The organism is Bacillus sp. RB3, assembly GCF_030164735.1.
GTDB lineage: Bacteria > Bacillota > Bacilli > Bacillales > Bacillaceae_G > Bacillus_A > Bacillus_A cereus.
In genome coordinates this window covers 1-8162 of sequence record NZ_JASNGE010000069.1, presented here as the reverse complement: position 1 = coordinate 8162, position 8162 = coordinate 1, and the positions used below count along the sequence as shown (strand labels likewise).

The window sequence follows — 8162 nt, the reverse complement described above, 5'->3', positions numbered from 1 at the left end:
CTGCGCTTGAACCAAAAACAAGCTCGGCAAGCCGAGTGAATGGTCTTCAGGCGGATTTTGCCCTGCGGGACGTTCTGGCCAGAACGCTTCGCATCTGTCCAGATTTTTTTTCTAAATCAGCTTTCACTTCTTAGAAAAAGACATAGGGATTTGCCGTTGGCAAAACCCTATGTCTTTTTTAAAATCAGAAAGGATTCCCAAAGAATCCCTAAGATTCGTCATTTAAAGACCTAGAATCTCTCTATAGTAGCTTTTTATATAAAAAAAGTAGTTTAATATAACCTTTCGTTAAAAAACGAAATAAAGCCCATCTGAGGCTTTTAAACTAAATCCCCTTTCCCTACTTTTGAGGTAGAGGCTGGCCGGGGTGTGGGGAGACCCCACGTATTGCGTATATAAAAAAAGAGTAAAAACTAATTAAAGAACGTTAGATCAAGCGTTTTGGCTCGTATAATGAATAGCTCAAGCCGATATGCCTAAATCCTACTTTTGAGTTTATCGGCTTGGCGATGGAAGCAAACGAGCCAAAAAAAGTTCCGCAAGGATGCTAAAAAAAGTATTAGGTGAGGATTAACGAGCCTAATGCTTTTTTTAGCAAAAGTGGAGATTTTTGAGCGAAGTATGCTCAAAAATACTACTTGTTCCTTGCGGAACTTTTAGCTCTTTATATAGAGAGTGAGAAGGGAACAGCATACGTAACTACAAAAAAACCTTTAATACCAAGGGATTTGGGATTTTTTATAGTTATCGAATTCGATAACTTTAGTTATCGAATTCGATAACTATAAAATTATAAAAAAACCTGTATGAAATTCATACAGGTTACACTAATTTTATGGGTAGATTTTTTAATTCTTTAGGCTTTCTTATAAACATAGTTTGTAGTGTTTGATTAATATTGTCACGATCTCCACAAAGAATTACATTAGGATTTATATACAATGCATACATTCTAGCATTAATTCCATCCCTACCGGATTCAAAACGCCCAATTAGCCCTTTTTCAATTAATTGCTTTACTAATCTACTGACTGTATTTTTACTAGATCCTATTTTTTCTGCAATTTCAGTTTGAGTCATCGGTAATTGTTCTTTTGCATTAATATCATGAACAATACAATTCGAACGAAAACCTATAAATCCAATAATTTTATTTAAAAACATAATTTCTTCGTTTTTTAAATAATTATTTTGAATGAGATATAACCAATTCTCTTGAATAATTTGAGCAAATTTAGCTTTATTTTTTACTTTCCGTTCAGGTACCAACTTCATTCCATGTAAATTAGCTTTTGCTTGAAGTTCATTTGCTATGTACATCTCTTCTTCTGACAATATCTTCGAATTCTCGATATCTCTCAATCTTGAATTCCTTTCAGCTTGTTTTAAATTGATAGTATTTGTCATAACTTTTCTCCTCATTCCTAGTATTTACAACTAGTACGGAGACCTCTTTTATGCTATTATGTAATTAGAATCTTATAAGAATAAAAAAGCCTCTTATGTATAGTTGTAGCGTCGCAACTCAATTATATCATGATTGGCTTTTTTTGTTATAACTAATAGAAAAGAGTCCTACGTATAGGACTCTTTTTCTATGGATTTGGAAGTAAAACTTTTGAATATAAATTCACATAAAAAAGAAGCATAGAAAAGGTTTGGTTTCTATATTTCTTCCCACGTAAATAATTTAATTTCCTTCCAATCATTAACTTGAAATTCACTATTAATAAAAATAATTATTTTTAAATTCTTTCATTTTAAATTATATATTTGAATATTCTGTTTAATATTTATAAATAAATTCAAATGTTAGAAAATACAAATAATATGTTATTGTTATTCATGTAATATTTATTCCAAAAAAGGGGGATTTATCATGTTTAAGAAAGTAATAATTGGAACATTAGCAACTGGAATTATGTTATCTGGTGCTGGAGGAGTATTTGCAGAGACACCTACTGATACAAGTGTAAAATTAAAAATTGATAATAAAAAAAGTTTTGTTAAGAAAAAAGAAACCCAAGACTTTCCTGGTTACAAATCAAAAGGGGAAATACCCACTGTAAAAGAGTGGAATGGAGTGACTTGGTATTTAAAAGGAGCAACTGAAGTAAGTAAAAATTCATGGACAGGACATTATGAAGGATGGCGAATAAGTAATAATTAAGAAACCTTAATTAAGTTTTCAAAAAAAAACAAATACAAAGAAGACCGAACTAGTTTATTTGTTTAGTTCGGTCTTCTTTATATTTTAAATTCATTAATAATTATTTTTTTCACATCACTATAAAATACCATTATTAACATCCCCAATATAGTTATAAATAAAGAAATTCCTTCAATGCCAATAAATATCCCTACAAATATAAGAACAATACCTATAAAAAAGCCAAAATCATTTTCATCATCATCGTCCTCACATTCATCCTTATCCTTTTTATCTAACTCCTCTCTAACATCATCTGATCCCTTTATTAACTCATCAATTGTTACTTCATATAATTCACTAAGTAAAATTAAATTATCAATATCAGGATAACTTTTATTGCTCTCCCATTTATAATACCCAGGGTTTAAGAGACATAGAGTGTACCCAAAAAGAAACACCTAGAAAACGGAAAAATAAAACAATAATTTCAAACGTATGTTTCTACATTTGAAAATTAATATATTGTTATATCTTTATATAATTATGATATTTATTTATATAATTATACTGAATTGTTACGTTTTTTTTAAAATTATGACAATTATTTGTCTTTTTTTACAAAATTCAAAAATTTAGAATTTTATGTGTACTTATTATTCTTTAAATGTAATAATCTGGATGTATCATATTTTTTACAAGAAAATATTAGGAGGTTATTCAAAATGAAGAACAAATTAATTGGATCAGGATTGGCATTATCTTTACTATTAGGTGGAGCAGCTTTTAACTCTACTGCAGCTAAAGCTGCACCAATCGATGAAGCAAAAAATATTACTGTAGAATCAAAGCAAAACATTGAACCACCAAAAGAATTCGCGGCAATGTTAGGACGAGCTGCAGCAAAAGGAGCTGCTTGGGGAGTTGGATGGGTTGCAGGTGAAAAAGCTGCAAATGCTGTATTTGGAAGTAGTTCATCAGATGCTCCTAGCTATGAATACGAAGATGTAAAATCATCTTTCGATCAATAAATCCTATAAAAGTAAATCTAAAGGAGTATTAAAATGAAAAGTAAATTAATTGGATCAGGGTTAGCACTTTCTTTACTATTAGGTGGAGCAGCTTTTAACTCTACTGCAGCTAAAGCTGCACCAATCGATGAAGCAAAAAATATTACTGTGGAATCTGCAAACCAAAACATTGAACCACCAAAAGAATTCTTAGCTGTTGCAGGTCGCCTTGCAGCAAAAGGAGCTGCTTGGGTAGGGGGATATTTAGCAGGTGACAAAGCTGCACGAGCAGTAATCGGAAGTAGTTCATCAGATGCTCCTAGTTATGAATACGAAGATGTAAAATCATCTTTTGATTTGTAGATTTATTCTTTAGGGGGTCGAAGAAAATAATAAAAAAAATAATTGGATCAGGGTTAGCACTTTCTTTACTATTAGGTGGAGCAGCTTTTAACTCTACTGCAGCTAAAGCTGCACCAATCGATGAAGCAAAAAATATTACTGTGGAATCTGCAAACCAAAACATTGAACCACCAAAAGAACTCTTAGCTGTTGCACATCGCCTTGCAGCAAAAGGAGCTGCTTGGGTAGGGGGATATTTCGCACATCAAAAAGCTGCACGAGAAATAACTGGAAGTAGTTCATCAGATGCTCCTAGTTATGAATACGAGGATGTAAAATCATCTTTTGATCTGTAGATTTATTCTTTAGGGGGTCGAAGAAAATAATAAAAAAAATAATTGGATCGGGATTAGCACTTTCTTTACTATTAGGTGGAGCAGCTTTTAACTCTACTACAGCCAAAGCAGCTCCAATTAATGAGGAAACTATTGCCGTAGAATCCTCAAATGAAAATATTCAGCCACCACAAGAATTTTTCGCCGCAGCAGGACGAGCTGTAGCTGCAGCAGGTGCCTTTAGTGTTGGAAAAGCAGTTGGTAAAGCAGTTGCTAATGCTGCCTTTGGAAACAATAGCACTAATAGTCTTGATTATGAAGACATAAATATAACTTTTGACTATTAATTGTTTGTTTACTATGCAAAACATAATTACGAGCCTTTCTTACTACAAAGTAAGAATTGGCTCGTTTAACTATGTAACTATAAAATTCATTACATATATAATTAATATTTTATACCTTAAATAAAAAAACATAAACTTTTATCTTAAAATCAATAAAATCTTAAAAAAATTAGTGAGGTAATAATAATGTGGAAAAAATTAATAGCTGGATTATTATGTACAGCTTTCATATCTCATTTTGCCATAACCCTTATTTATAATACTCCATCTAATCCAATAAAAGCTAAATACAATAAACAATTATCAGCCTATATGGATCCTATTTTCACTCAAAACTGGAGACTATTTGCTCCTGCACCAGTAACAACAAATAGTAAATTTTTTGTAAAAGCCAAAATCAAATCAGATAATGATACTACGACTACTGGTTGGATCGATATTGTTGACTACATGATTAAGGAAAATCAAGAAAATAGATTTACACCATATAATCGTTTATTACGAATTCCTAGAGGTGCATTTGCTTTAAGACAAGAAAGCGATGATACAATGCAAGAGGTTATCAAAAAAATAAACAACGGGAAATTAGATAAAGAAGAATATAAACATTTAGTTGAAAATGAAAGAAGTAAAAATGCTGAAAAAATATCAAATAATTTATTAAACAGATACGCTGAAGCACATCTTAAAAGCGCCTATCCTAATAAAGATATTATAGAATTTAAAGTTCTTCTTGTAGAATCTAACCCAATACCTTTCTCAAAAAAAGAAGAAAAAAATCCTAATAATGAAAAACGTTATATTGAACTTGATTGGGCAAAACCACAAAATGTTATATCTATGTTCTAGTACAAAGGAGTGAAAAACAATGATTAATAAGTTGATTTTATTAAATCAAAAAAAACATATGCTTATAGGAGCTAGTCTAATCCGAATTGCATTTGGATTTATCATTCTTTATAACTATACAATTCATTACTCACAACGTTACTTTTTATGGGGATCTAATGGCTTAATGAGTATGGGAAACCTAAGTCCAGAAGAACGTTTTTTTAACAATTTTTCTCTATATAGTCTCAGTACATCTAACTTATATTTCAATATTATCTATCATTTAGGAATTTTAATAGCAATACTTTTTTTATTTGGTTATAAAGGAAGAATAATATCATTCCTAAATTTCATTTTCATCTGGTCTTTAATGACTCAAAATAATATTATATTAGATGGTGGAGATAATATTTCTCGTATATTACTATTCTATTTATTATTCGCTAACACTACTCAATACTTTTCATTAGACTCTTATTTAAAAAATAAAAAAAATATAAATCCATCTACAACTACTAATACTGAAAATATTTCTTTAAGAAATTTATTACATAACTTATCCATACTCGCATGTCTTGTTCAAGTAAGTATACTATATCTTACTTCAGGTCTTCATAAAGCAATGGGTGAATTATGGCAAAATGGTACGGCTTTATATTACGTTTTACAAGTTGATGAATTCTCTCATCCTTTCTTCAAGAACTTAATACATTCATCTGATCTAATGTTAGTTACAGGATCTTATATAACAGTAATTGTACAATTAGCTTTTCCATTTTTATTATTTAATAAAAAAACAAAATATATTGGTATGATGGGCATAATTGGTATGCATCTAGGTATCGCTATAGTAATGGGACTCTTTAGCTTTTCATTTATTATGATATCTAATCAACTTCTATTTTTAACAGATAAAGAATATAAATCCATATTTACTTATTTAAAACAAAAATATAACAAAGCTTTAACGATTATACAAAAAAGAAAAAAATCACCAGCCGAAATTCACCAACAACTATAAAACCAAAATAAAAATAACACTTTACATAATTCCTATTTCAAATATAAAGTGTTATTTTTTTTTATGCTTTTCGAACAACTGCTAAATAAACAGACGAAGCTATACTTTGAATAAAAAATACAAGCATTACGTAATAAATAAAATATTCCTTATCCATTAACTTAAATATTGCTACAACTACTACTCCAATTAAAATACCAAAAGATAAAATCTTATAAGATAAAGACTTCACCTTAAAAATAAGTATTTGACCTCTCTCATCTTTCGACTCCATCTGCCTTTCAAAAGATCCTTTATAAAACTCTGCTATAAAAACTAATGCAACTAAAACCAAAACTAAAGTTACAGCAATATTACCCATTATTTATCCTCCTCATAACGAAATACATCATTTATATCTTTTTCCAACGAATTAGCAATTTTAAAAGCCAATACTAAAGAAGGGTTATATTTATTTTTTTCTAAAGCTACTATAGTTTGTCGACTAACATTTACTTCATCTGCTAATTGCTGTTGTGTCCACTTTTTTTCAGCTCTTCCTACCGATATATTATTCTCAAGCATGTCTTCCCTCTCTTCTATCGTATAATTTCCACTAATTGGATTGTAATATATTTCATACAAAAAGTAAATAATTTTTTACAATTAAACTGAAAAATAAAACAACTAAAACCCTAATCAAAAATTTATAAATAAAAAATAATATATAATTTCTTACTAAGTATATATTCTTTACTTATATTTATTTAAAACACCTTCATAATAAGATACAACAGAATGCTTTGAATATTCTTTGTGAGTCAAATATAAAATTCCTTTATAAATACCATCATCATATAAAAAATCATTTGGTATTTTTAATGATTGACCGAGAGGAGAAACAGGAAATACTTTAAAACAACTTTTTACATATTTATTTTCTTCTACATTTTTTTCGATATCTTTTCATATCCTATTATCAATATAATAAGATTCATCTGCACGTATAGAATTTCCTCCTATAACAAAAGAAACTAATACTAACAAACTTAAAACACTTTTTTAAAACATATGAATCCCCCTTTATAATATTTGTGTCTATCAAAAATAACTTATTTAAAAAGTTACATAACAAATACAAATATTTACCTAATTCCCCAAAAACAACAAAAACCTTTTTGAAATTTATAAAATAAGAAAAATATAATCAACAAATTTTAAAAAAATACTATTTCCAAAACTCATACCATCTCTTATCTTTACTTGCTGCAATCATCCTCTTAACTTCTTGAACTTCTCTAATTGTTTTTAAAAGTATTTCATCACGACTTTGATTCTTCACTATGTCTTCGCTAGAGTTCATTGCTATAAGCTTCTGAGAATCCTGTATCGATTGTATAGCGTTCAATAATTCTAATTCTCTTTGTACAAATCTTTCATCTTGCTCCGTTAATCGTTTAGTTAATTCCTGAAGTAAATCATTTTGCTTTTTAATGATCTCTTTTTGCTCTTGAATCATCGTCTGTAGCGGTGTAGCGTTGAAATTAGGTTCTTCATAGCGCTCAACTTCATGTCGTTCTAATGGCAATACTTCAACACCTTGATACCATGATACTATTTGCTTTGTAGCATTTTCTAATGTCATATCTGTGTCACTCTTTAGGTTTATAACCTTACGAAACACCATTACATCACTTTCTCTATATTTCCTATGTCCACGTTCATTCTTAATAAAAGTATAACCCTCTTTTTCAAGTACATCAGCATACTTACGTAATGTGCTAGATTGGATACCTAATTGCTCTGCCACATCACTAGGACTATATAGCGTCTTCATAGCATTTCACCTCAAAAAATATATTCGCTATAGCAATGATATACCCTTTTTCCTAATAATTCACGTAGCACTTATTTCAAACTCAATTTTAAAATTAAATACCTATTACTTCTCGATACCCACATCAAAATTTTTTTTCTATATGCAAGATTTTATGCAAAAAAAGAATAGCGGGGATCCCTCAAATTCCCGCTCTATCAACGATGTATAAAATCCTGTATACCAAATCAATAGACAAAAAAAGAAGAATCCCTGTATAGACAAGGATTCTATGAAAAGATTTGCTACCGATAATAGGACGTTATGTTAAC

Annotated in this window: 11 protein-coding genes; 6 read left to right on the top strand and 5 right to left on the bottom strand. The window is 29.6% G+C overall.

What is annotated here, in order from left to right; all coding sequences use genetic code 11:
* Nucleotides 1–822: 822 nt before the first annotated feature.
* Entirely contained in the window at nt 823–1407 is a 585-nt protein-coding gene (locus tag QO049_RS30170; protein WP_025690064.1) for a MarR family winged helix-turn-helix transcriptional regulator, read from the bottom strand.
* A gap of 472 nt (nt 1408–1879) precedes the next feature.
* Between QO049_RS30170 and QO049_RS30165 the strand changes: the two genes are divergently transcribed.
* A complete protein-coding gene (locus QO049_RS30165; protein ID WP_284489805.1) occupies nt 1880–2170 on the top strand; it encodes an LCI fold-containing protein in 291 nt (96 codons plus the stop codon).
* Nucleotides 2171–2247: 77 nt separating this feature from the next.
* Here the strand turns inward: QO049_RS30165 and QO049_RS30160 are convergent, their stop codons facing one another.
* Nucleotides 2248–2610, bottom strand: coding sequence for a helix-turn-helix domain-containing protein (locus QO049_RS30160; protein WP_097855764.1), 363 nt, complete (start codon nt 2608–2610; stop codon nt 2248–2250).
* Between the two features lie 264 nt (nt 2611–2874).
* On the opposite strand from QO049_RS30160, the gene QO049_RS30155 reads away from it, so the two are divergent.
* From QO049_RS30155 to QO049_RS30135, 5 genes are all read left to right on the top strand, one after another.
* Nucleotides 2875–3180 carry a hypothetical protein gene (locus QO049_RS30155; RefSeq protein WP_070179072.1) on the top strand — a complete coding sequence of 102 codons (306 nt, stop codon included), beginning with the start codon at nt 2875–2877 and terminating at the stop codon, nt 3178–3180.
* A 33-nt stretch (nt 3181–3213) separates the two neighbouring features.
* Nucleotides 3214–3522, top strand: a complete 309-nt coding sequence (locus tag QO049_RS30150) for a hypothetical protein (protein WP_284489804.1) — start codon at nt 3214–3216, stop codon at nt 3520–3522.
* 140 nt (nt 3523–3662) lie between these two features.
* Nucleotides 3663–3857 (top strand): hypothetical protein, encoded by a 195-nt coding sequence (locus QO049_RS30145; protein ID WP_097861374.1) that lies wholly within the window; start codon nt 3663–3665, stop codon nt 3855–3857.
* 512 nt (nt 3858–4369) lie between these two features.
* Nucleotides 4370–5032, top strand: coding sequence for a DUF5819 family protein (locus tag QO049_RS30140; protein WP_097855766.1), 663 nt, complete (start codon nt 4370–4372; stop codon nt 5030–5032).
* A gap of 19 nt (nt 5033–5051) precedes the next feature.
* Nucleotides 5052–6035, top strand: a complete 984-nt coding sequence (locus QO049_RS30135; RefSeq protein ID WP_240523658.1) for an HTTM domain-containing protein — start codon at nt 5052–5054, stop codon at nt 6033–6035.
* 61 nt (nt 6036–6096) lie between these two features.
* Here QO049_RS30135 and QO049_RS30130 read toward each other — a convergent pair whose 3' ends face one another.
* From QO049_RS30130 to QO049_RS30120, 3 genes are all read right to left on the bottom strand, one after another.
* On the bottom strand, nt 6097–6396 hold the full coding sequence (locus tag QO049_RS30130; RefSeq protein WP_025689547.1) for a hypothetical protein: 300 nt from the start codon (nt 6394–6396) through the stop codon (nt 6097–6099).
* Nucleotides 6396–6599, bottom strand: coding sequence for a helix-turn-helix transcriptional regulator (locus QO049_RS30125; RefSeq protein WP_284489803.1), 204 nt, complete (start codon nt 6597–6599; stop codon nt 6396–6398). The genes QO049_RS30130 and QO049_RS30125 overlap by 1 nt, the downstream gene beginning before the upstream one ends.
* Nucleotides 6600–7242: 643 nt before the next feature.
* Nucleotides 7243–7851 (bottom strand): DUF3967 domain-containing protein, encoded by a 609-nt coding sequence (locus tag QO049_RS30120; RefSeq protein WP_097855767.1) that lies wholly within the window; start codon nt 7849–7851, stop codon nt 7243–7245.
* Between the last annotated feature and the right edge of the window lie 311 nt (nt 7852–8162).